At 60.7% G+C, this 23,847-nt stretch carries 16 protein-coding genes and 1 pseudogene (1 of these 17 cut by a window edge); 3 read left to right on the forward strand and 14 right to left on the reverse strand.

What is annotated here, in order from left to right:
- The 6 genes in view from bcsC to bcsR are tightly spaced (at most 11 nt apart) and all read right to left on the reverse strand, a layout consistent with a single transcriptional unit that may run on beyond the window.
- Positions 1–1,208: the 5' end (the start) of a cellulose synthase complex outer membrane protein BcsC gene (bcsC, locus tag VZP09_RS19440; RefSeq protein WP_328795351.1), read on the reverse strand. 2,269 nt of this gene lie to the left of the window's left edge; only the first 1,208 of its 3,477 coding nucleotides appear in the window; it begins with the start codon at positions 1,206–1,208; its stop codon lies beyond the left edge, outside the window.
- Entirely contained in the window at positions 1,190–2,299 is a 1,110-nt protein-coding gene (gene bcsZ, locus VZP09_RS19445; protein ID WP_004151431.1) for a cellulose synthase complex periplasmic endoglucanase BcsZ, read from the reverse strand. The genes bcsC and bcsZ overlap by 19 nt, the downstream gene beginning before the upstream one ends.
- A gap of 3 nt (positions 2,300–2,302) precedes the next feature.
- Positions 2,303–4,648, reverse strand: coding sequence for a cellulose biosynthesis cyclic di-GMP-binding regulatory protein BcsB (gene bcsB, locus VZP09_RS19450; protein ID WP_071591898.1), 2,346 nt, complete (start codon positions 4,646–4,648; stop codon positions 2,303–2,305).
- Between the two features lie 10 nt (positions 4,649–4,658).
- Positions 4,659–7,277: a UDP-forming cellulose synthase catalytic subunit gene (gene bcsA / locus VZP09_RS19455; RefSeq protein WP_002921508.1), complete on the reverse strand. Its 2,619-nt coding sequence runs from the start codon at positions 7,275–7,277 to the stop codon at positions 4,659–4,661.
- Positions 7,274–8,005, reverse strand: a complete 732-nt coding sequence (gene bcsQ / locus VZP09_RS19460; protein ID WP_243221690.1) for a cellulose biosynthesis protein BcsQ — start codon at positions 8,003–8,005, stop codon at positions 7,274–7,276. Before bcsQ ends, bcsA (VZP09_RS19455) begins: the two co-directional genes overlap by 4 nt.
- A gap of 11 nt (positions 8,006–8,016) precedes the next feature.
- Complete coding sequence (bcsR, locus tag VZP09_RS19465; protein WP_002921513.1) at positions 8,017–8,205, reverse strand: cellulose biosynthesis protein BcsR; 189 nt, start codon at positions 8,203–8,205, stop codon at positions 8,017–8,019.
- A 168-nt stretch (positions 8,206–8,373) separates the two neighbouring features.
- On the opposite strand from bcsR, the gene bcsE reads away from it, so the two are divergent.
- From bcsE to bcsG, 3 genes are read left to right on the forward strand one after another with little or no spacing between them, the layout of a single operon-like run.
- Positions 8,374–9,927 (forward strand): cellulose biosynthesis protein BcsE, encoded by a 1,554-nt coding sequence (gene bcsE, locus VZP09_RS19470; RefSeq protein WP_328795352.1) that lies wholly within the window; start codon positions 8,374–8,376, stop codon positions 9,925–9,927.
- Entirely contained in the window at positions 9,927–10,124 is a 198-nt protein-coding gene (gene bcsF, locus VZP09_RS19475; protein WP_002921518.1) for a cellulose biosynthesis protein BcsF, read from the forward strand. Before bcsE ends, bcsF begins: the two co-directional genes overlap by 1 nt.
- Positions 10,121–11,800, forward strand: coding sequence for a cellulose biosynthesis protein BcsG (gene bcsG, locus VZP09_RS19480; protein ID WP_087804216.1), 1,680 nt, complete (start codon positions 10,121–10,123; stop codon positions 11,798–11,800). Before bcsF ends, bcsG begins: the two co-directional genes overlap by 4 nt.
- A gap of 107 nt (positions 11,801–11,907) precedes the next feature.
- Here the strand turns inward: bcsG and VZP09_RS19485 are convergent, their stop codons facing one another.
- The 8 genes and pseudogenes from VZP09_RS19485 to VZP09_RS19520 all read right to left on the reverse strand — a co-directional run bounded on the left by VZP09_RS19485 (position 11,908) and on the right by VZP09_RS19520 (position 23,833).
- Entirely contained in the window at positions 11,908–12,909 is a 1,002-nt protein-coding gene (locus VZP09_RS19485; RefSeq protein WP_004181503.1) for a glycosyl hydrolase family 8, read from the reverse strand.
- A gap of 11 nt (positions 12,910–12,920) precedes the next feature.
- Positions 12,921–13,397 carry a cellulose biosynthesis protein BcsD gene (gene bcsD, locus VZP09_RS19490; protein ID WP_032104426.1) on the reverse strand — a complete coding sequence of 159 codons (477 nt, stop codon included), beginning with the start codon at positions 13,395–13,397 and terminating at the stop codon, positions 12,921–12,923.
- Positions 13,397–17,449, reverse strand: a complete 4,053-nt coding sequence (locus VZP09_RS19495; RefSeq protein WP_328795353.1) for a cellulose biosynthesis protein BcsC — start codon at positions 17,447–17,449, stop codon at positions 13,397–13,399. The genes bcsD and VZP09_RS19495 overlap by 1 nt, the downstream gene beginning before the upstream one ends.
- Positions 17,446–19,881 (reverse strand): cellulose biosynthesis cyclic di-GMP-binding regulatory protein BcsB, encoded by a 2,436-nt coding sequence (gene bcsB, locus VZP09_RS19500; RefSeq protein ID WP_328795354.1) that lies wholly within the window; start codon positions 19,879–19,881, stop codon positions 17,446–17,448. The genes VZP09_RS19495 and bcsB (VZP09_RS19500) overlap by 4 nt, the downstream gene beginning before the upstream one ends.
- Entirely contained in the window at positions 19,878–21,989 is a 2,112-nt protein-coding gene (gene bcsA / locus VZP09_RS19505) for a UDP-forming cellulose synthase catalytic subunit (RefSeq protein ID WP_050484911.1), read from the reverse strand. The genes bcsB (VZP09_RS19500) and bcsA (VZP09_RS19505) overlap by 4 nt, the downstream gene beginning before the upstream one ends.
- Before the next feature lie 19 nt (positions 21,990–22,008).
- Positions 22,009–22,801: pseudogene (locus tag VZP09_RS19510) on the reverse strand (cellulose synthase operon protein YhjQ/BcsQ).
- A gap of 1 nt (position 22,802) precedes the next feature.
- Positions 22,803–23,336 carry a cellulose biosynthesis protein BcsO gene (locus VZP09_RS19515; RefSeq protein WP_328795355.1) on the reverse strand — a complete coding sequence of 178 codons (534 nt, stop codon included), beginning with the start codon at positions 23,334–23,336 and terminating at the stop codon, positions 22,803–22,805.
- A gap of 317 nt (positions 23,337–23,653) precedes the next feature.
- Positions 23,654–23,833 carry a hypothetical protein gene (locus tag VZP09_RS19520; protein WP_004145206.1) on the reverse strand — a complete coding sequence of 60 codons (180 nt, stop codon included), beginning with the start codon at positions 23,831–23,833 and terminating at the stop codon, positions 23,654–23,656.
- Between the last annotated feature and the right edge of the window lie 14 nt (positions 23,834–23,847).

Below are 23,847 nucleotides of genomic sequence, written 5' to 3' on the forward strand. Positions count from 1 at the left end.
GCNNCCTCTTTGCGCGCCGCCGCGACGTCCCCCAGCCCCAGCACGGCATAGCTGTCGGTGCGATCGACCCGCTGCGCCTGGGCATAATAGTTCTGCGCCTGCGAAAGCTGGCCGGCTTTCAGGGCGTTATCCCCCTGCTTTATCAGCAGCCAGTAGCGGTTAGTTTGCAGCAGGCTGTCCCACTTGCCGCGGTTCGGGCTGTCAGGGTCCATGGCAATCGCTTTACTGAGCTGCGCCACTGCCCGCGCGCGGTCGCCGCGCTGGGAATAGGCCTGGCCGAGAGCGCCCACCGCGTCGCTGTCGCGGCTGTCGGCCTGAACGGCTTTCTGCAGATCCGCGACCGCATGCGTGGTATTCCCGGACTTGACCGCCGCNAGCCCTTCCGAGCGGGCGCGGAAAGTCGGATCCTGCAGCTGCGCCTGCTGTTGGTCGAGCAGAACGCGGGCGTTCGCCGCCACCGAGCCGGTGGGAAACTGCAGAAGAAATTGCTGCAACGCCTGCACGCTGGCCTTACTCACCGGCATGCTTTTCACCTCACTGAACCACATATCGGCGGCGATACCGCGTCCCGAGGCCGATCGGGCCATCTCCGCCAGATAGGCGAACCCCTCCTGCGGTTTGTTATCGGCGAACATCTGCTTCGCCAGCGAAGTCAGCAGGCTGACGTTGCCCGGCGCGCTGGCGTTCAGTTTTTTCAACTGGCTGACGCCTTCGCTATGGCGGGCCGGCAGGCGCGCCACCAGCGTCCAGTACTCAATGGCGACGTCAACGTCATCCGGCACCCCGCCGTACAGTTTTTCATAGGCGGCGATGGCTTCATCGACCTTCCCGGCCACGCCCAGCAGTCGCGCCTGCTGCAGCGCCTGGCGGCCCTCGCCGGTGTTGCTTTTCATCTCATTGCGCGACGCCTTCAGCTCCGGGGAGTCCGGCGCCAGCTTCGTCAGTCGTTCCAGCTCTTTTTGCGCCCCGGCGGCATCCCCCTGACGCAGCAGATAGCGCATCCGCGCGGCAATCAGCTCCGGGTTGTTGGGATCAATCAGCTCCAGACGGTACAGCGACTGGCGCACCAGGTCTTCACGATTGCTGGCCTCGCCGAGGCGGACCTGCTCCAGCAGATGCTCCTGGGCAGGCGTCGTCGCCGCCTGCGCTAACGGCAGCAGCGCAACGCCGAGGGACAGCGTGAGTAAACTTAGTGAGAGCTTGCGCATTCCTGGTTCCAGTCAGGTTGTAATTCGCCACTCGCCGTGAAACGAAAACGGTGTTGATCCCAACCCTGGCCGAACAGCGTCAGAACTGCGCTGTAGTAGGCATCCGCGCCGGGATAGTTATCGGCGACGCGCTGGCGTTGCACCGACCGGGCCTCGTCGTCCTGTAAAAACGGCAGCATTGCCGCGGAGAAGCCCACTGGCCCCTGACCGCTGGTTTTGCCGGTGGCGATATTCACTTTCTCCGGCGGTACCCCCTGCTCCGTGGTCTGCGCCGCCATCGGCGCGAAGCGTTGCAGCAAACGCGCTTTCTGCTTATCGCCATCATGGAGCATGCCCACCCACAGGTAGACGCGAATCGCGTCATAGCTGCCGATCGGCGGCTTTTCGGTTTTCAGCTGCCAGCCTTTCCCTTTCTCATAGCGCACCCAGTCCGGGGTAAAGCCTTTCGGCGCGGTCTCCAGCAGCAGGCGCAGGTTACTGTCGCGCAGAGCGGGCCACGGCGCGCCAAAACGCACAAAGTAGGTGGCCAGCTGCGGCGGAAGATAGCTGGGGTTAAACCGCCAGCCGCTGTCATCGGCAAAACCGACTTTTCCCGGCAGCAGCATCGTGCCGAGGCCCGGTACCGCCACCGTCTCTTCAGCGACAATCCGCGCCAGCAGGGCTTTACCGGTCTCGGTGTACTGCGGCTGCTGCCACAGGCGGCCCGCCTCCAGCAGCGCCCAGGCTATCCACAGATCCGAGTCGGACGCCGAGTTGCTGTCCAGCAGGGTCCACTGCTCATCGTCCTTTTTGCCCCACAGCCAGCCCGGCAGATGTTGTTTCAGATCGCCTTCCGCCAGGTTGTTCTGCGTCCAGGTCAGCAGTTTGTCGAACCCTGCGCGATCGTTGGCCGCCAGGGCGAAAAACAGGCCATAGCTCTGCCCTTCGGAGGTGGAGATTTTGCGCGCATCGCTGGGGTCAATCACCCGTCCCTCGGGGCTGACGTACGCTTGTTTAAACTGCTCCCAGGCGGGCCACTGGCAGGCGGCGCCCACCTGGCCCGCCGCCAGCAGCAGCGCCGAGAGCACCGCGCCACAAAGTACTTTCATCATGGTTTACTCATCATCCAGGCTAAGACGGCGGCGGCTGATGATGCGCAGCATGCGCCACAGCACCCATGCCAGCAGCACAATGCTGATGGCGGCGAAGATCGCCAGCAGTATCGGGTGGTTAGAGAGCGCGAACCAGATGCGCTCGAACCAGGGCAGATGACCCACGTAGTAAATATCCCCCACCCGCAGACTGTTGACGCCGGATTCGCGGATCACCGCCACCGAGCCAAACATCGCTGCCCGCTTACCGCTGTCGTTGAGGGCGTTGGTCAGCAGTTCATTACCGCGCGGGCTGTCGGCCAGCAGGGCCACCACGCTGCGCTGATCGTTATACGGCGACTGGAAGCCAATCACCGCCGCCATCGGCCCGGAAGAGGTAATGTCGGTGCGGGTATTGGGCGTGCGGGCCTCATCGTCGGGATAAATGCTCGCCAGGTCATAGTGGCGCATCGGCATTTTCACCCAGCTTTTGGTCGCCTCGACCAGCAGGTTGATTTTGGTGTCGTCCTTGAGGGACGACGGGATCGCGCCGATCAGCAGCAGATCCGCGTCTTTATTCTTGATCTGGTTGCCATCGTCGGTCATCTGCAGATTAATCGCCGCCAGACCGGTCTGCGAACCGATGCCCCCCAGCGCCTGCAGCAGCGTCGCCACCTGGCCCTGGGTCGGCGCCTTCGGCACCACCACCAGCGTGTCGGAAAGGTCCGCCATACGGCTGTAAGGGAAGCCCGCATTGGCGAAGACGCGCAGGTCTGGCAAGGCGATAAAGTGATAATACTTCGAGAAGTCGATGGTCGAATCGTCGCCAATCACCACATGGTTCTGCACCGGCTGGAAGGTAATACAGTTGTCGATGGAGCCGCCGGGCATCGGGTTCATATACTGGAAGTCAAAGCGCAGCTGGTTGACCGCCCCAAGACGCAGCGCGGGGATGGTGACCTCCGATTTGCCGTCCAGCAGCCCCTGCAGCACCGGCAGGCGCAGGATCAGTTTGTTCACGTCCTGGGAGCTGTTAAGGCTGAACGACTGCAGAAACTGGTCGTTGAGGCTGATATCCATCCGCGAGCTGTCCTTCACCGGCGGCATGGTGTAGCGGTATTTCAGATCCATATCGATGCCGTTGGCCCGCAGCAGATAGAGATCCGGCGGCAGGTTAAGCGCCACGGTGATGGCATCCGGCACCAGGCCGCTGGACTGCAGCTGTTGCTCATAGGTTTTCAGCTCAGCAAAGGTGACCGAACGGTCGGTGCGCACCCAGTTCGGCGCGTCGTAAGGCTGACGCGGCTGCAGGGTTTTGATGCCGTCCACGGTGACGCTGCTGCCGCGGAACAGAATATTGCCCTGAGCAATCCCCTTCGCCGCCAGCAGCAGGTCGTTATCATCGCGGCCGAAAATCACCAGCAGCTTGACGTAGGGATCGTTCGGGTTGTCGATCATTTCGATGGTCGGTGCCTTGACCGGCGGATGATCGCGCAGGAAGTCCGGACGCTTGTCGTTGGTGGCGAAGACAATGGCGTTACGATCCGGCAGTTCATTGAAATAGACCGGGAACTGCTGGCCGCGCCAGCCGGCCTTGCTGCCGAACCAGGAGGCGACTATCGCCGCCGCCTGCTGCTGGGTGACCGCTGGCGAGCCCGGGAAAATCATCGGCAGCTTCAGCGGACGGTTATCGCGCGGATCGTAGAACGGCACCGGGAAGTGTGACAGATCGTTATTTACCTTCAGCGACTGGTAGGTGAGATCCAGATAGCTTTCGCGTCCGACGTCCAGCCACAGCGTACTGCTGGCCGGGTTTTCGCAGACGTCGCGGTAGTGGCCGACAAACTCCAGCCGTACGCGGTTGAAGTCGGTGATGTACAGCGGGTCAATCGGCAGCTGCGCGCGGATCTTTTTCCCCAGCTGCTCTTTAGTGACGGGCAGAACGCCCATCAGCTCATCGTTGAGATAGACTTTCAGCTGCGACTGCACGGGCAGCAGCGAGGGCGATGGGGTGTATTCCAGATTGAGCAGCGCGTTGGCGACCAGCTCATCGCTGCGCATGCCGAATTCGACCGACGCGTCAGGCCGTGAGCCGCGCAGCACGATGCTGCCGGGCGGCGGCGCGATGGTGGCAAAGCTCAGCTTCACCTCCCGCTGCGGCACGTTCTCGGCCAGCGCCGCCGGAGCGGTCGGTTCGGCGAGGGTCGCCGTCGGCTCGCCCACCACGATCGGCGCAGCCGGGGTCGCGGCCTGCGGCTGAACGCCAGGGGCAGCGTTCGCCACCGCGGCCGGCGCCGCGTAAGAGACCAGTGGATACCAGCTGCACATGCCCACCGCTACTGCACACATCCAGGAAAGTTTTCTTTTCATCGCATTATCATCATTGTTGAGCCATTGCCGGGTCTGCAGAGAGCGTCGGCGCGGCGCGTTCAGGGCGTCGGGGTACAAACGACGCTATCCAGGCCACCAGCGAAGTGAGCGCGCGGAAAACCACCTTCACCGACGGCGGCGAAAACTCCGCCAGGTGACGATAGCCACGGAAGCCCAGCTTGAGGATATCCAGCAGGCTTTCCATCGGCTTATCTTCCGGGAAGCTATCCTGCCAAAGCGCCCACGTATCAGCGCGGGCAAACGTACACTGCACAAAATCGATATGCTGCTGGTTGGTTAACGGCAGCAGCTGGAGCCCCACTTCGCTGCCGTTGACCCGCGCGACCCTGACCGGGAAGGCATACTCCTGCTGTCCCCGTTTGAGCAGCAGCCTGGCGTTCTGGCCTTCCAGCACCTGCGCGTCGCCGTTAATTTTGATCCCCAGTCCGCCATCGGAATAGTCGTGGACGGTGCAGGAGAACAGGTGACCATCTTCGCGGGCGATAGCCGCCGGCATGCTCATTTCGACACGGTGCGAACGGCGAACCTGCTTGCTTTCAACCGAGACCGCCACCGCGCCGCCAAGAATAATCAGGTTGTAGAATACCCAGACAATACTCACCCAGACGGTGAGGATTTCATTTTCCGGGCCGTACATGAAGCGCCAGATCCCCACCGCGACGCCGACCAGATTGAGCAGCACCAGGTAGATATAGGGCCGGGAGATCACCCAGTCGACATACTCCTCTTCCACCAGCCCGCCCTTCGCGGTGACGTTGAACTTGCCTTTATGCGGGTTGATCAGCGCCACAAAAGTGGGCGGCGCGATATACCAGGCCAGCACCGTCTCGTAAATTTCACTCCAGAACGAATGGCGATATTTGCCCTGAATCTTCGAGTTGGTCAGGCTGGCGTGGATCATGTGCGGCAACACGAATAGCGCGATCATCAGCGCTGGCGCATAAATGATATAGGCATGGAGCAGCAAAAAGGCCAGCGGCGCCGTGAGAAAGATGAGGCGCGGAATACCGGAGAGAAAGTGAAGCATGGCGTTGGCGTAGCAGACGCGCTGCACCAGCTTCAGGCCTTTGCCAAACAGCGGATTATCGAGGCGGAATATCTGCACCATCCCGCGCGCCCAGCGGATGCGCTGGCCGATATGCGCGGATAAACTCTCCGTCGCCAGCCCCGCCGCCTGCGGAATACGCATATAGGCGGAGGTATATCCCCGCCGGTGCAGACGCAGCGAGGTGTGGGCATCTTCGGTCACCGTTTCGACGGCTATCCCGCCAATTTCGTCCAGCGGGCCGCGGCGGATAACGGCGCAGGAGCCGCAGAAGAAGGTGGCGTCCCACATGTCGTTCCCGTCCTGCACCAGGCCGTAGAATAGCGTCCCTTCGTTCGGCGTTTTGCGAAAACGACCAAGGTTGCGCTCAAAGGGATCGGGCGAGAAGAAGTGGTGCGGGGTCTGCATCATCGCCAGCTCTTTCTCTTTCAGAAACCAGCCCATGGTCATCTGCAGAAACGAGCGCGTCGGCACATGGTCGCAGTCAAAGATCGAGACGAACTCCCCTTTGGCATATTTCAGCGCATTATTGATGTTGCCGGCCTTGGCGTGTTCGTGGCTGGTGCGGGCGATATAGTGCACCCCAACATCTTTGGCAAACTGGCGAAACGCTTCCCGTCCGCCGTCGTCGAGGATCCAGATGTTCAGCTTGTCCTTCGGCCAGTCGATACCCTGCGAGGCGTAAATGGTGTTTTTCACCACGTTGAGATCTTCGTTATAGGTGGGGACGAAGATGTCCACAGTTGGCCACAAATCCATGTCCTCCGGCAGCGGCACCGGCTGGCGATTCAGCGGCCAGACCACCTGGAAGTAGCCCAGCACCAGCACCACCCAGGCGTAGGTCTCTGCGAACAGCAGAATGATCCCGCACACCAGACTTACCGGGTCGTTCCAGTTCAGCGTCGAGGTATAGCGCCACCAGATATAGCGGCACGACACCGTCAGCGACAGCACGATCAGCATCAGCGCCGAGAAACGGCCCGGGATGCGTCGCACCAGCAGCGCCACGCCCCACAGCAGCATCAGGAAGATAAACTGCGACAGCGGGTTAAAGGGCTGCGTAATACACATCAGCGCCAGCACCAGCGAGCAGAAGGTCACCCCCCCAAGGATCGCCCGGCGCAGTTTAGGATTGAGGTGTGCCAGCTCTTTCTGTTTATCCAGATGGCCGGTCCGGGCGTTCATCTGCTCAGGCAATTTTTCCAGCCACTGCGTATAGCGACCGTGCACCCCTTCCAGCGCCGCCAGCGAACGCCAGTTGACCTTTTTCTCCGGCTCCGGCACGCGCGTCGTCAGTAACCACAGGGATTGCAGCAGGTAGCGCAGCGGATCCAGCGGACGCGGGCGATGCGGATTTATGTGGGGAAAATAGGTTTCATGGCGGGCCAGAATCGCCTGCCAGCGCGGCGTCTCCAGCGGCATCAGCGCCCAGACCAGCGACGCCCACAGACAGCCAAGCGACGCCGACAGCCACGAAGCGCCGTGCTGCCGATAGTCATCATAGCGCGCACGCAGCCGCTCCCCCACCGGCGGGGCCAGCAGCAGCGTACTGAGGCGGATCATGCCGCTCTCCCGGCGGAATAGTGGATCAGGCACCAGTTCGCCAGGGTCAGCACCTCTTCCGCCGCCAGCGAATCCTGACGATACTCCCCAAGAGGTTGTTTCGCCGCCAGGCACTCGGCCATCGCCTCGTCGCGGTGAATCGTCACCGGCAGGATGCGCGGCTGGCTCTCCAGCCACAGCTGGTAGAGATCTTCCTGCAGGTGGCTGCCGACCCGCAGATCGTTAATCAGAATATCGCCGTTGGCCGGGAGGGGCTGCTGGTGTAGACGGATATGGCTATTGGCGTCGGGATGAACCACCACCAGCGAGCGATCGCAAAGCGTCAGCAGCTCGCGAGTCAACGGCGAATAACCCGCCGGCAGATCCAGCAGCAGCCAGCGGTACTGGCCCTGTAGCTGCTGTACTGCCTCCGCTATCGCCCCCAGGGTGGGCTGCAGCTGGTCGACATTTTCTCTTTCGCCGGCGCTGAGCTGGCCAAACGGCAGCAGATCGATATGCTGCGTATAGCGCAAGCCCGCGTCACGCCAGTCCCGGCCGTCGAGCAGCGCCCGCGCCCAGCCGTCCTGATGATGGATATCGGTATTAAAGAAAAAGCGCAGCATATTATCCGGGCTGGCGTCGATCGCCAGCACGCTTTCACCGAGCAATTGCAGGGCCCAGGCGAGTGCAGCCGTAATGGACGTGACGCCAGTTCCCCCGCGCACGCCCTGTAATCCCAGAATAGCCATCTCCGGCTTCCTTATTTTTTCTCTGCAAACTCTGCCAGCAGCGGCCAGCGCTTCAGCGCCGCGTTCAGCTGTTCGCGCCTGGAAATATCATGATAATCAATATCCGGCAGGGAAAATGCCCGGCTAAGCGCCAGAAAATCATTTTGAAAGGTGTACCCCAGCGTGGCGTCCGTGGGTACCGCAGGATCTTTTGCTGGCATATCTCTGTCCGTTCGAAATTTATTATTAAACCAGAGGACGTATACAGCTCATCCTTAAAAGCAGGTGTACATGCTAAAACTGATGACCTTTAATTTCAATGTTAGGTTTACTCTGTCGGTTTCGCTAGTAAACTTATTCAGTGTCAATCAGGGCGCACGAGGGATGCCGTGGATAATGTATTTACTTTGGGTATTTCATCATTATGGGATGAAGTGTGCCATATGCCGGTCGGCGGAGTATGGTGGCTCAACGTCGACCGTTATGCCGATGCCGTCAGCCTGTTTAATCAGACGCTGGCCGCGCAGGCGAAAAACAGCCACGTTGCCGCGCTGGTTATGGGAAACAAACCCAAGGATATCATTTCCTTAGATCATACTCACGGTCCGGATAATATCGCGCTGTTCACCCTGCCGAATCGCCCGCAGGCGCTGGAGGAAATACACCGCGATTTAGTCTGCTCCCTCGAACCTGGCAATTATTTGTTTATTCTGCTATGCGCTGAAAATGCCTGGCAAAATATAAATAATGAAAAGTTATGCGCCTGGGTAGAAAAGACCAGCCGCTGGGCGCAATATCACCGTTGCGCGTTCTTAGCGATCAATTCCGCGCAGGAAATCGATCGGCAGCTGACTCCCTTATTACGTGAGTACCGCTTCCTTTCCGGACTGGCAAGTATTCGTTACCAGGGCGACCGGCATATCTTTGATATTGCCTGGTGGGGAAGCGATAAGGGTATCAGCGCCCAACAGCAGCTGATGGTGCAACATGATGACGCTGGCTGGCGATTAGCGCAGGACGCTGAAACCAGCGTGCAGCCGCGCAGCGACGAAAAAGCGATCCTCAGCCATGTGCGCGTGCTGGAAGGCGCCCCGCCGCTGTCGGAATACTGGACGCTGTTTGACACCAACGACGAGGTCTTCAACGCCGGGCGCACCGCGCAAGCGGCGACGATCCTCTTCTCCATTACCCAAAATACGCAAATTGAACAGCTGGGCCGCTATATTCATACCCTACGTCGCCAGCGCGGTACGGCGCTGAAAATCATCGTCCGTGAACAAACCCCGAGCCTGCGCGCGACCGATGAGCGGCTACTGCTCAGCAGCGGCGCCAGCCTGGTGATCCCCAGCAGCGCATCGCTCTCCCGCTGCCTGACGCTAATCGAAAGCGTACAGAACCAAAAGTTCTCCCGCCATATCCCGGAAGATTTTGCCACCCTGCTGACCTGGAGTCAGCCGTTAAAGCGGCGCGGCTACCAGAAGTGGGATGCCTTCTGCGAAGCGGTACACAACGTGATGACCAATACCCTGCTTCCACCCGACAGCAAAGGCGTGATGGTGGCCCTGCGCCCGGCGCCGGGGCTGCGCGTTGAGCAGGCGCTGACGTTATGCAAACCTAACCGGATGGGCGACATCATGACCATCGGCAATAACCGGCTGGTGCTGTTTTTGTCGTTTTGCCGGATCAATGACCTCGATACCGCGCTAAACCACATTTTCCCGCTGCCGACCGGCGATATTTTTTCTAACCGTATGGTGTGGTTTGAAGACAAGCAAATCCTCTCGGAAATCGTAATCATGCGCGGCGTCGAGCCGGCGCGCTGGAACACGCCGCTGCCTCTCTCGGTCGGTAAAAACGAGACCATTAACGCCACCCACGATGGACGCCACTGGCGACGCTACCCCGAACCACTCCGGTTAACCACCCGCGAGGAGCAAGCCTGATGATGTCTCTCGCCGATATTCTGCAACTGGTGGTGCTCTGCGCCCTGCTGTTTTTTCCGCTGGGCTACCTGACGCGCCACTATCAGCGCCGGATCCGCACGACGTTAAGACTGATGTTCTTTAAACCCCGTTACGTGAAACCGGCAGGGGTATTACGCCGGGGAACAACGGTTAAGCAAGGCAAAGCGAACAAATGACAAATAAAAAAACGACCGCGGCACCGCTTCCGCTCTGGCAGTACTGGCGCGGCCTTGGCGGCTGGAACTTCTACTTTCTGGTCAAGTTTGCCCTGCTGTGGGCCGGGTATCTCAATTTCCATCCGATGCTGAACCTGGTATTTCTCGCCTTTCTGCTGGTGCCGATCCCGCGCGAAAAGCTACACCGTATCCGCCACTGGATCGCTATTCCGCTGGGATTCGCGCTGTTCTGGCACGATACCTGGCTGCCCGGGCCAGAGTCGATTTTTAGCCAGGGGTCGCAAATCGCCGGCTTCAGCGCCAGCTATATCTGGGATCTGATTGTCCGCTTTATCAACTGGAGCATGGTTGGCGCCTTCTTTGTTTTGCTGGTGCTATGGTTGTTTATCAGCCAGTGGCTGCGCGTCACCGTGTTTGTCTCGGCAATGGTCGTCTGGCTGGCGGTCAGCCCGCTGCTGCCGGCCTTTACCCTATGGCCCTCCGGTCAGCCCACCACGGCCGCCGCCACGACCGCACAGGCCAATACCGGGGCCAACGCCGCCGCTGGCGCCGCGTCCAGCCCCGCCAACAGCGATATTCCGCCGCAGACCGAGCCGCCGACCTCAGCCAACCTGACCAACTGGCTGAACGCTTTCTATGCCGCCGAGCAGAAGCGCAAGACGCCGTTCCCGGACCAGCTGCCGGCGGATGCGCAGCCGTTTGACCTGCTGGTGATCAACATCTGCTCCCTCTCCTGGTCGGATATTGAAGCCGCCGGTCTGATGGATCATCCGCTATGGAAGCACTTTGATATTGTCTTCAAAAACTTTAACTCCGCGACCTCCTACAGCGGCCCGGCGGCGGTGCGCCTGCTGCGCGCCAGCTGCGGCCAGCTGTCGCATACTAACCTGTATCAGCCGTCCGGCGCCGATTGCTACCTGTTTGAAAACCTGGCGAAGCTCGGCTTCAACCAGCAGCTGATGCTCGGCCATAACGGTCTGTTCGGCGACTTCCTGAAAGAACTGCGTTCGCTGGGCGGCATGCAGAGTCCGCTGATGGACCAGAGCGGCCTGCCGGTCAGCCTGCAGGCGTTTGACGGCTCCCCGGTGTATGAGGATCTGGCGGTCCTCAACCGCTGGCTGAAGACCGAAGAGGCCAGCAGCAATCCGCGGAACGCCACCTTCTATAACACCCTGCCGCTGCATGACGGCAACCACTTCCCGGGACAAAGCAAAACCGCAGACTACAAAGTGCGGGCGCAGAAGCTGTTTGATGACCTGGATAACTTCTTCACCGAGCTGGAGAAATCGGGGCGGAAAGTGATGGTGGTGGTGGTGCCGGAACACGGCGGCGCGCTGAAGGGCGATAAGATGCAGGTATCTGGCCTGCGCGATATTCCAAGCCCGTCGATCACTAACGTCCCGACGGCGGTGAAATTCTTCGGCATGAAGGCGCCGCATGAAGGGGCGCCGATTATCATCGATCAGCCCAGCAGTTATCTGGCGGTGTCGGAGCTGGTGGTGCGCGCCCTCGACGGCAAAATGTTCAGCGAGGACAGCGTCAACTGGCAGCAGTATGTCGCCAACCTGCCGCAGAGCGCGGCGGTGTCCGAGAACGCCAACGCCATCGTCATCCAGTATCAGGGCAAGCCTTATGTCCAGCTGAATGGCGGTAGCTGGGTGCCTTATCCGCAATAAGCGACAAGGCCGCCTATGTTGGCGGCCTTACATCGTGAGACGTTCCCATTCTACCTTCTCAGCCCGCAGGCATACGGGCGGGGAAGGCGGCAAATCAATCACCGTATTTAGCGCTGATCCTGTTTCGCCAGCCAGACCAACAGCTTGAGGCTGGCAGAGTAATAATCATCCTTGTCGTCAATCTGCGGCGCCTCCTGCGGTTCACCCAGCGTCAGATCGCGCACCGCCAGCAGGCCGCCGGCCATATACCAGGGAGCCACCTCGTTGGTGCTGACGTTGATCCACGCCGGGGTTTGCAGGCGCGGGTAACTCTGCATCCAGGCCTTCCAGGGCGCGAGCAAGGCGCTGTGCGGATCGGCCCACGAGAGATACAGCGGGATACGGATCGCATCGAAACTCATCCGCGGCGGCCACTCTTTGGCTGGCAGCATCTTGCCATCCGCCCGCAGCGCCACCCAGTCGCTGGGTAGATGTGATTTCCCCCAGCCCATTTGCCCCAGCAGCGCCTGTCCGTCGCTCTGCAATGTCCGCCAGGCGGTGAGATGCGTCCGCTCCGCGAAGGCGCGCCAGGCCGGGAAGATGAAATAGGAAGGGTTAAGGTTCAGGTGATCATTGAGGTTGAACCCTTTCACACCCGGGAGCATTACCTGGCGACCGGCGAAAGACACCACCGTAGACTTCAGCAGGGCGGCGGTGATGGCGTCAGAGGCAATCGCATAGCGCTTATCCTGCCACTGCTTTTGCGCGCGCAGCAGCGCCCAGGCGATCAGGGTATCGCCATCGGAGGCGTTGTTTTTATCGGCGATAGGGTCCGGCGCCACCGGGTTATAGCGCCAGTAAAACAGCCCGTTAGACTTGTTGCGCAGGGTGTTGTCCGTCCACTGCCACAGCTTGTCGAACGCCGGACGATCGTTATTCGCCACCGCCAGGAGCATGGCGAAGCCCTGACCTTCCGTATGCGACACATTGCCATTGGCGGTATCAATGATACGACCATCCGGCATCATAAAACGGGCCTTATAGCGCTCCCAGGCCGTATCCGCCCACGCCCTGGGCACCAGCATCACTACCGTTGTCACTATCACCGCCACTAAAGCACGCAGGGGCATAAATTCACTCTTTATGGATGGTAGTAGAGAAACTGAACGTCAGAGACGGAGAACACCCGCTCACGCTGCAGTATCACGTGGGCACTGCCTCCCTGACTCTGCAGCCAGCGAGAATATAACCCCTCGAGTATGGCACAGAACGCGTTGCACCAGCGCACGCGCCCCGCTTCGGCGCGGCTGACCGGCAACGCCTGATGGCGCAGGCGCAGGCCGTCCTCACCGACATCGATGGTCACCACGCCCCAGTGAAAATGAGTCAGCAGCCGGTTGATATTGGCCTCCAGATCCCCCACCGTCTCCGACGCCGGCAGCGGATGGGTCTCCGCCAGCGAGGCGCCCATCTGACGCAGGAAGGGCTGGCTTTCCAGCTCGCCGGCATTATTTAGCATACCTTCGACCATAATAATCAACAGATCGAACCATCCGGCAGGCGTCTGCTGCTGCTGAAACCAGGTCATCACCACCGGGTTATTGTTCTCCGTCATCATCAATGATCTCCTAACATATAGCGAATATAGAGCCCGGCGGTGCTTTCGTTATAATCCCCGAAGGTGTCATAGCCAATCTGGCCCCCCAGGGTCATTTGTTTGTTGACCTTGTAATCCGCCCCGGCGCGCAGGGTATACCCTATGCCGCTCTTCGAGGTCGCGGAGTAGTAGGCTTCCTTGGCAAACCCATTGCTCACCGCCGTCTCCAGGGTCTGTTGCCACTCCGAATTGGTCGGGAAATAGGCGCTCTTATCCTGACTGTAAGACTGATAGCCCACCGAGCCGCCGAGCTTCATGGTCCAGTTATCATATTTCTCCGTCAGACTGACCGGCAGCGATACGCTGACGTAGTTTTGCGGACTAAAGTAGCCCCCCTGACCATAGGTGAAGTAGCTGAGGTTTTTGGAGTAATCCATATAGCTCATGCTCAACCCGGCCTGCAGCTGGCGGTATTCGTCATGGTAGGGACGAAGATAGACCCCGGCATTGGCGTTGATACTGGTGTTACTGGCGACGTTCTGCCCCAGATAGCTGTATCCACCGCCGCCGACATAGAAGCCCGCGTCGCCGTCGTCATAGCTCAGCTGCAGGGTGCCGCCGTTTTTCGTCACCTGCCCCCAGGTTTTCCCGGAATAGGCGTCTTTCAGACCCACGTAGGAAAGCAGGCTGTCGGTTAGCGAGCGGCGTTCGCCGGTGAGGATCAGCGACAGATAGTTGGTCAGCTTGGGCGACCATTTCACCCCGCCGACTACGGTATTAAGATCCTGGCCCAACGGCGTGCTGCCGATATCGACCCGGTAATCGTCACCGCTTAACGCCAGCGCCAGTTCGACGCCATTGGCCTTCTGCGAATCGGTCGAGCCGCTGGTCTGGTCAACGTTCGGCTTGCGGCTGGACGAAGAGAGATAGCTGGCCACCTGCCCCGCATCATAGCTCCCGAGCTTCGCCAGGTTTTCCATCCCGCTGCTGGTGGTAGGATTGAAATCTGCCGCGTTCAGGGTGCCGAGGCCGCTTAACGCCTCGGCCCCTGGATTGCTGGCGAAATAGGCCGTCCGCTCCGCCTCGGTCATCGAGGCGATCGCCGCCTGCTCGCTGGTGGCGGTACTCACCATGTTGGAGACCGCGTTAGCCAGCGGGTTGGCGCCGTAGCGACGCCAGGCGTCGCCGCTGGCGGTCCCGGCGTTCAACGACACCGGGGTGACGGTAAAGTCAAAGCGCGAGTCGCCAAACGGCGAGGATGACCAGGTCAGCGGCGTCCGGAGCTCCGTCAGCTTGCTGGTGCCCGATTCGCCGTCGCGTCCACGCACGTCCATTCCCCCCTGCAGCCAGCTGCCGGTTTTCTCCTGCAGCGACTCCATCATGGTGTCCACCTGACGCAGCATCCGCGTCTGGGCGGTGTCCACCGGCAGATCGGTGCGCTGGATCCCCGGCAGCGTGGAACCAGGCGCGGCGGCCGACTGGGCAACCTGCCACGGCATGTACTGCCCGTAGGCGGAGGCCGTCCGCGTCGGCGCCGACGTTTGCGACACGCCGATAAAGGGGTTATCCGCCGCCAGCACCCCGCCGACGGTCGGCGTTTCGCTACTGTTGGTGCTTTGCATGCCCAGCAGTTTGCCGCGGGCGCTGCGCAGATAGGTCATCGCCTGCTGATGATGTCCCTGGGCCTCCGCCACTCTCACCAGCAGCAGCAGGCGATCCGGGGAGTTATCCTGGCGCAAACCGCCGGCCAGCTGTTCAGCGCGATCGTTGTTCCCCGCCGACAGCGCCACGTCGATGGCCCCGGCGCGCGCATCCTGGTTCGGCGTATCGCGCGTCATCAGGTAGTCATAGACCACCCCGGCCTCTTTGTTCATTTTGCCGCTCTGGTACAGCCGCGCCATGGCGAACATCAGATCGGTATTTTGCGGATCGCTTTGCATAGCGCGGATCAGCTTGTCATACGCCGCAGCGTAATTGCCCTGCTCGCGCAGGCGGTCGGCTTCGTTGATCACATAGCCATTGCGAATGCTCGCCAGCTGCGTCGGCGTACTGCTGGCCTGCAGCTGCGGATTGCTGATCAGGTTCTGCGCCTCGCCGGTCAGCCCGGCCTGATTCAGGACGGCGATCTGATCGGCGTAATCCCCGGCATTGCCGGATACGCCGCTGCTGATATTGTTGCGCACCAGCGAGACCGCGGTGGTCAGGTCGCCGCTCTCGGCCAGCAGACGCGCCAGCTTGCCGGCGTCCGCCGGGGCTTTTGGCGGCGTGGAGGCCATCGCCCGCAGGGTATTGCTGGCGGCGATGGTATTGCCCTGCGCCAGGTAGTTTTCGGCCGTCACCAACTGCAGGTTGTAGTTCACCCGCTGGCGCAAATCGCGCATGTCGCTGGTCTGGCTGCCGCCGGGAATGCGCGCCAGCAGCGTCTGCGCCTGCTGCCAGGCGCCGTTTTCGCTGGCAAACAGGGCGGCGGCATACAGCGCACTGTTGCTGGCGCCGGGGCGATAGGCCGCCGACATCAGCGAAGAGGCCTCGCTGCCGTTACCCGATTTTTGCAGCAGCCGGGCCAGGTCGAGGCGCAGCCAGGGATCGTCCGGATAGCGGGCGACGCCTTCGCGCAGGGTGGCAATGGCGCCGGCTGGGTTACCGCTGCTGACCTGCGCCTGGGCCTGACGGCGCAGGGCATCGCCCGGCATACCGGCCACCACCCGCGGCTGCAGTTTTTGCCGCAGGCTCTGCGGGAGCGTCTGCAGCATCGCCTGCGCCTCGGCGGATTTATTCTGCTCGCGCAGCACGTAATAGAGGTTTTCCCGCGCCGCCGCGTTCTGCGGATCGTCATTTAACAGTGAGCGCAGCGTTTGCTCCGCCTGGGGCAAATCTTTGTTGTGCCGCAGCACATCGGCGCGGAACAGCTTCGCCGAGGCGCCCTGCGCCCCGCTCTGCTGCGCCAACGGCGCGGAGAGCGCCAGCGCCTGGCTGATATTGCCCTGCTTATAGGCCTGCTGGGCCTGCGCCAGCTGGCCGTAGAACAGCGCATCGGCCGCCTGCTGACGACGGGTCGCCGAGGCGTCGCCGCCGAGGTCCGCGGCCCGGCTCAAATACTGCGACGCGGCCTGGTAGTCGCCGCTGCGCTGGGCGATATAGCCCATGCCCGCCAGCGCATCGGCATCCTGGGGGTTGGTCTGCAATACCTCTTCAAACTGCTGCTTCGCGGCGGCGGTATTGCCGCTGTTGAGATTGGCGTAGCCCTGGCCGCGCGCCNGACCGCTGCGCCGTTCGCGAAAGTAATTCTGAACTTCGCTGTCCTGGGGATGCCGCTGCATCCAGGTGTCGTAATACTGCTCATCCCCGGCCTGCGGGCCCAGCCAGAGCAGCGCCTGGCGCAAGCCGCTGTCCGCCTCTTTATTGCCGCTGGCCATCGGCTCGAGCAGGGCGATCCCTTCCCGGCGAGTCTCTTCCCGCCAGGTTAACGCTTTGCCCAACGCCACCCGCGGGGCGTTCTCCTGCGGATGCTGCGCCACGTACTGGCGCAGCTCGCTGATAGCCTGCGGATAGAGCGATTTGTCGCTGGCCATGGTCAGGTAATATTCCGCCGCCAGCCCGGCAGGCGGCGTATTGCCATTGAACATACTGCGCCAGGTCGCCAGCGCCCCGGGGATATTGCCTCCGCGCGCCTGCTGGCGGGCCAGGTTGAGCTGGCCCTGCGGCATCTGCGACATCTTTTTGGCGTTGTCCAGATCCTGTAGTCCCGGGCTGTCAGGGGCCGCTTTCGCCAGCCGCGCGCGCCACTGCGCCGCCGCCTGCATATCGCCGCCCTGCTGCGACCAGAGCGCCATCAGATACAGCGCCTGGGTGTTGTTGGCATCCACCGAGAGCACCTTCTGCAGGGACTCCATCGCCAGCTCGTCATGAGATTTCTCATGCCAGTAGTTGGCCTGAGCGAACAGCGCCTGTAGCGCCGCGTCGTTCCCCGCCGCCAGCGCGCCGCCCGAGGCAGCGAGAGTCAACGCGCCGGTGAGGCAGAAGGTGGTGAGCCGACGGGAGGTCTTCATCGTTATTATTATCTTTCTTTTCATTGGTTATCCCCCGAACCCAGACGCTTACGGGCGTGACGTTTAAACATCGCGGTCAGCGCCAGTCCCATTATCGAGGTGGCAATCAGCCCCAGCACCGCCAGGAAACCTGAGTGCTGGCTGGCATACCAGACCGCCATCATGTACCACGGCATCTGACCGCTGGGGAACGGCGTACTCACCTGGAAGCTGCGCACCCCGTTATCGCTGGTGATCACCGCGGTATCGCCGCGGATCCCGGCGTTAATGCGCGGCGATTCCAGATCGGTCTTCAGTCGCGCCAGCTGGTCATCATTGCTGGCCAGCGCCACCACCACCAGGCGGGTGGAATTCCACGGCGAGCGATAGCTGATGAACCCGCGCCAGGCGCTGCTCGACGAAAAGTAGCGATCGGCGTCGAGGCTGGCGGAAGTCCAGTCGCCAGTGAGCCGGCGCTGGACTTTTTGCCACAGGTCTGGCTCGCGGACGCTCAGCACATTATCTACCGGGCGGTAGGGTGAGTCGGCCAGCAGGCTCTGGTTAAAGGCCTGCTGATCGAGAGCGGTGACCGCCAGCACGTCACGTTCACGCAGCGACTGCAAATCCCCCCCGCCGGTGGGCATCCCGAGCACGACGCGGTTATTCGCCAGCGCGGTGCCGGTCGCGTTCCCGGAGCGTGCCGCCAGATTCAGCAGGGTCGCCACCTGGGTTTCAGACGGGTCCGCCGGCAGCAGAAGGGTCGTCTGCGAATAGTCCGCCAGCCGCGAGAAGGGGAACGAGGCGCCGACAAAGTAGGAGAGATTGGGCAACAGCGAGAAGTGACGCGTCTTGCTCAAATCGATCCAGGAGTCGTCAGTGATCCGGCTCTTGATATTGTTATTCAGCAGCACCGAACACGGAACATCGTCCTTTGGCACCACATTGAAGTACATCGACAGCTGGTTATCGCCGTAAATCAGGTAGGGCGCCAGCGGGATGGTAAAGCGCTCCTGGCGCGCATCGCCCCCGAGGTAGCGCCAGACTTTCTCCAGCGGCCCCTGCTTGTTCATCGGCAGGTTGTTGAGGAAGGTGCCGTTGAGCGTTACGCTCAGCAAGGACTTTTCCTCATTAATCCAGCTTTCCGATGGGAAGCGGTAGCCAACCTGTAGCGGAATGGTCTCCCCATCCCACAGATAGAGATCGGGCGCGGCGCGGAAGGCGATACGTAAAGGTTCGTGCCAGACGCCGCTGACGGTCGGGCTTTGATCCTTACGCAGCAGCTCGCTGAGCTTGACCGGACGATCGGTGGGGATCCAGCGCGGGGCATCATATGCTTTGCCAACCGGGATGGTCTGCGGTTCGACATCCAGCGTCGCGGTTTGCGGCGCAAAGTTGCCGCGGGTTAACCGCCAGGCGGCCATGCGCAGCGCCGTATCGTTTTTACCGACAATCAGCAGCAGTTTATAGGCCGGATTGGCGGGGTTGGCGATGATGCGCAGCAGCGGCTTATCGGTTTCCGGCAGCATCATGCCGCCCACCTGCTCCCCCGGATGGCCAATCACGATGCCGTGGCGTTCCGGCAGACGGTCGCGCAGAGCGCTGAAGGCAATGCCGCGATAGTCCGCCTGGATACCCAGCCAGGAGGAGATCAGCGCCGCGGCGCTGAAGACGTCCGCCGACGGCTTGGCCCCATAGGCGACCGCAATGTCCGCCGGGGTCATCTGCATGCTGTCAAAGAAGGGCCGCGGGAAGTGGCTCAGGTCGTCGCTGATGTTCAGCTGCTGGCTTTCCCAGCTGAAATGCGACGTGGGCAGCACCGTCACCCGCGACGTATCATGAATGTCACGCTGGCACTGCAGGGTATCGCCATCGTTGATCTTCACGCTCAGGTTATTGCTGGAGACCATCAGCGCGGGCGGAATATCCAGCTGATAATGGGAGACATCCTCGCCATCGGCGCCCAGCGGCAGCGTGCCGAGCGGTTGACCGTTGAGCATCAGCTGCAGGGTGGCGTTGCGGCTCGCCATCTCCGGCGATACGCGAACGGCAAGGCTGAGCTGCGAATGGATCACCACCTGATCGGCAGGCAGGGTAAAGCTGACCCCACCCTGTCGCTGGCCGCCGCTGAGGATAATCCCGTCCGGCATCCCCATCTGCGCCAGATTCAGATCGCCTCCCCAGACCGGAGCGACAGGAATGACCTCCGGCGCGGCCGTGCCGCTCACCGGCGGGGGTAAGTCCGGCATAACCGGCGCAGGGGCCGTCGCCGCCGCATCGCCGGCGGTGGCGGGGGCTGCCGGAGAGGCGCCCTCCTCCGGCGAGGCAGCCGGAGGTTCGTCGCCTGGCTCGCTGTCCGCCGCGTCGTTGAGCTGCGGGAAGCTCAGCGGGGCAGCGGCGCCGGAGCCCGGTTCTTCACTGTGTAGCGCAGGCGCAGAGAGCATCCCTGCCAGCAGCGCCAGCGTGGTTAATCGCTTCATAACGTCCCATCCTCCTGCGCCGTTTTCGCCACTGTTGCCCGATTGCGCTGGCTGCGACGGGTTTTCCACGTCAGCCAGAACAGTTCGAACACGCAGCGTAAAATGGTGAAGAAGGAGCGGAACGGGTTATCCTGCGGGCGCGGCGGATTAATCCACGCATCCGCGCGGGCCAGCACCACGCGCACCAGTTCACGGCGGCGCGAAAGCGGAATATCTTCATCAAACTTGAGGCGCAGGAAGCGCTCGTCAGAGGTGACCAGCTGGGCAGGGATCGAGATAGCCCCGGACTGCAGGATCAGCTCAATCTCTTCGATGTCATCCTCCAGATGGCGATTATCAAGCGCGACCACGCGGCAGCCGCCCATCGACAGGTCCGCGGTATGGCTGCGCGAGACGATGCCGCTGGCGTAATGGATCACCACCGGAATATCGACATCGATACGAATGGTTTTTCGCACCTGCCGCGTTTCGCGCGCCACGGCAATCGCCGCCAGCAGGAAGATCAGACTGTAGATCCCCCACCCGACGTTGAGGGCGATAACGTTGGGATCCGAGCCAAAGTAGTCATGGCCAATCGCCCGGACGATGCCGACCACCACCCCCAGGGCCAGCAGGCAGGCCACCACCAGGTGCGGGCGCACCACGGTGAAATCGAAGTAGCCGACGTCAAGCAGCCCCCCCTTATCGGTAACGTTGAACTTGCCGCGTTTGGGGAAAATCATCGTCACCAGAGTCGGCAGCACCAGGTGGAAGGCCAGCACAATATCGTAGATCTCCCCCCAGAAGCTGTAGCGATAGCGGCCGTTCATTCGCGAACCAACGTAAATAGCGAGGAACAGGTGCGGCAGGGCATAGGAGACGATCAGGCTCGCTGAAGAGTAAATAATATTGAGGTTAAACAGCAGGTAAGCCAGCGGGGCGGTGACAAACACCACCCTCGGGAGCGCGAACTGGTAGTAGAGCATGGCGCTGAGATAGCACAAGCGCTGCTGAAAAGTCAGCCCGCGGCCAAACAGCGGATTATCGACGCGGAAAATCTGCGTCATCCCGCGCGCCCAGCGGGTACGCTGGATGACGTGCACCACCAGGCGTTCAGTAGCGAGGCCTGCGGCCAGTGGGATATCGAGAAAGGCCGACTTCCACCCCAGACGCTGAAACTTCAGCGCCGTATGAGCATCTTCGGTCACCGTTTCGACGGCGAAACCGCCGATCTGCGCCAGCGCCTCGCGACGGATCACCGCACAGGAGCCGCAGAAAAAGGTGGCGTTCCAGTTGTCGTTCCCCTGCTGAATCGGGCCATAGAACAACATCCCTTCGTTGGGAATGTTGCGTCCGACGGAGAGGTTACGTTCAAATGGATCCGGGGAATAGAAGTAGTGCGGCGTCTGCACCAGAGCCAGCATCGGGTCTTTCAGGAAGCCGCCGACGGTGGCCTGCAGGAACACGCGCGTGGCGACGTGGTCGCAGTCGAAAACGCAGATAAGCTCCCCCTGAGTCAGGGTCAGCGCATGGTTAAGGTTCCCCGCTTTGGCGTGCTTGTTGTCATTGCGGGTGATATAGCCCACCCCAACGTCGGCGGCGAAGACGGCAAACTCGCTGCGCTTACCGTCATCCAGAAGATAGATTTTCATTTTATCTTTTGGATAATCAATGCATTGTGCCGCCAGGACGGTATCGCGCACCACCTCCAGCGGTTCGTTATAGCTCGGAATATAGATATCGACCGTCGGCCACTTACTCATATCATCCGGCAGCGGAACAATGCCGCGCTTCAGCGGCCAGACCGTCTGCAGATAGTTAAGCAGTAGCATCACCCAGATATAGACTTCCGCCAGAAAGAGTCCCATGCCGAGAATAGCTTCAATGGACGAGTTGAAGTGCAGGGTCTGCGTGAGGCGAAAATACATGTAACGGGTGGACATCAGCAGCGACGTGACGACCATAATGACCGATACGCTGCGGCGCTTGCTGAAGCCCATCAGAAAGAGAATACCGATACTTAACAGACCAAAAATATACTGCTTTTGGCTGTCCATCGGCGTGATCACCACCAGCACGGCGACGGGTGACAGCACCAGCGCCAGCAACCAAAAAAGAGATTTTTTCATTCAGCAGCCCTGCAAAAAGTTAACGCCCTGACATGCGTGGCTGGCTGTGCACCGTGCCATCGCCAATATGAATACCCAACAGCGAAGATATTTTTTTAGCCATGATTTCAATATCGAAGGCCGCTGCCGAGGAAGCGTTAAAGTCCAGGATCGACTTCTGCGAGGCATTGGCCTCCACCACGCTTTCATCACGATGGATCACGCCAAGCAGTCGCTCGCCCAGTTTCTCTTCCATCAGGCTGGTGACGTCCCGGCTGACCTGGCGACGGCTATCGCTTTGGTTAATGACGAAATAGTGCCCGTGCTTATGATTCAGCGCCGCGCCGGTCAGGCGCTGCTTTTCTACGTGCGCCAGGGTCGACATCGAGGCGGTATCCGCCAGCAGCGGGATAAGATGCAGGTCCGCCAGCCCCGTCAGCGCCTTTAGCGCGGGCGAAGGTCCAGGGGGCATATCGGCGATGGTGATAAGCCCGGGATAATTAAGCAGCGCGGACAGACCGCGCTGGAGGAAATGGTCATTATGGGTCAGTTGCTCATCAAACGCCTGACGCTGCGCCTCGCTCACTTCGCCATATGGCAGGACGAAAATATTACTGCCGGCGCTCAACACGCACTGGCTCCAGTCGTGCAGCTCCAGCGCCTTCGCCACATAGCCCCGCTCATCGTTCAGCGGTACGCCAAAATGCAAACGCAGCGCGTTCTGGACATCAAAATCCAGCGCCAGAACTTTGCTGCCCGTCCGCGCCAGCGAATAGGCTAAATTGGCCGCCAGGGTCGTTTTCCCTACGCCGCCTTTCGGTGAACAGACGCAAATCAACGGCATGTCGCGATCCTTTCCAGAAGTGATTTCAAAGGCTGGTCTTTATTTTTCGCCACCGGCTCCGCGCTTTTCGCGGCGAACAGGTGGGCATAGTTCTCGGCGGCGGGCGCGGGTCGGGGGGCCATTCTCGGCGGCGGCGCCATGGCCGGTTCCGACGCCGGAATTGAAGGCGCAGGGGTCGGCGCAGGCTCCTGCCTGACCGGCTCCGGTGCGGCTGCGGCGGTCTCCACGACCGGCTGGGAAGTAGCAGGCGCGGCCGAAGCGGCAGACACAACAGGATCAGAGGTTGGCGCCGCTGCTACGGCCGCCTCTACCTGGCGGAACAGATCCGCGGGCACCGACTGCGGCAACGGCGCGGAGACCGAGCCTCCCAGCGCCAGAGAAGAGGGTTTCTCGGCGCCGGGATTTAGCTGATTGAGGATCGCCCAGTCGCCGTGTTCCCGCGTGGCGGCAGAAAGATCCTGAAAGTTGAGGTTTTGCGTCCGCGTTTTTTCTTGAAAGCGCTGCAGATCATCATAATGGTTCATTGATAACCTCATGATTTTAAAAATTTCATATTAAGTTTGTTGTTATTTTCTGGGTATATTAAAAATATCGTGACGCTTCTGGGATGGCAGATAACGCGCCGATGGTGACGTACCAATACACACGATTGACAGGGTTATAATAGTTTAGAATTTGATTTTCGGGATGATTCCACGGCAGAAGTATCGCTACACTAACATTTCCCTTGCAGAAGGGTAGCCCCATTTTTTAGGTATGCGTACATCCTTAACTTCCCGCAATCACCACGCTTCCCAGTCGTTTTTATATAAAAGTATTAGGTCATGATGAAATCATAGCGTCAGATCAGCGAAAGAATAAACCTGAACCATTTTAATTTCTCTTTAATTCTATAAAAATGGACTGAAAGGCTTATTTTTTCGGATAATCTACGAAGAATGCTCTGAGAGCGTGACATAAACTGCGGCAATATGCGTAAGCGCCAGGTTTTATCCACGGCGGGAGAGAAGCTCCCGGCCATGGGACCGGGAGCGC

Origin of the sequence: Klebsiella sp. EMBS2024 (genome assembly GCF_036233805.1) — a bacterium.
In the GTDB taxonomy this organism is placed as follows: domain Bacteria; phylum Pseudomonadota; class Gammaproteobacteria; order Enterobacterales; family Enterobacteriaceae; genus Klebsiella; species Klebsiella pneumoniae.